Annotated in this window: 1 protein-coding gene; it reads left to right on the top strand. The window is 69.8% G+C overall.

Annotation, left to right across the window (positions count from 1 at the left end):
* Positions 1-424: transposase (locus IF89_RS0136165; RefSeq protein WP_030777770.1), on the top strand; the 424-nt coding region annotated here is incomplete at both ends.

Here is a 424-nt window from a genome sequence, read left to right as displayed (position 1 = left end):
CGCACCCACGGCATCCGCTACTTCCACGGCTGCTACTCGATGGGCGATGACCAGCTGTGGGGCGTGACCCGGCGCCGCAAGGGCGGCGACCACAGCCTCTCGGCGCTGAAGTCGATCCGGGCTGCCCGACCCGACGGCGCCCCCGTCTGCGTCATCATGGACAACCTCTCGGCGAACAAGACCCCGGCAGTGCGGACCTGGGCGAAGAAGAACAAGGTCGAGCTGTGCCTGACGCCGACCAGCGCGTCATGGGCCAACCCGATCGAGGCCCAGTTCGGGCCCCTGCGGAACTTCGTCCTGGGCGCCTCGAACCATCCCAACCACACCGTGCTCGCCCGCAGACTCCAGGACTACCTACGGTGGCGCAACGCCAACGCCCGCCACCCCGACGTCCTGGCCGCCCAGCGCCGCGAACGCGCCAAGG

Origin of the sequence: Streptomyces sp. NRRL F-2664 (assembly GCF_000719345.1) — a bacterium.
Lineage (GTDB): Bacteria > Actinomycetota > Actinomycetes > Streptomycetales > Streptomycetaceae > Streptomyces.
This window is presented reverse-complemented; position numbering and strand designations above follow the sequence as displayed.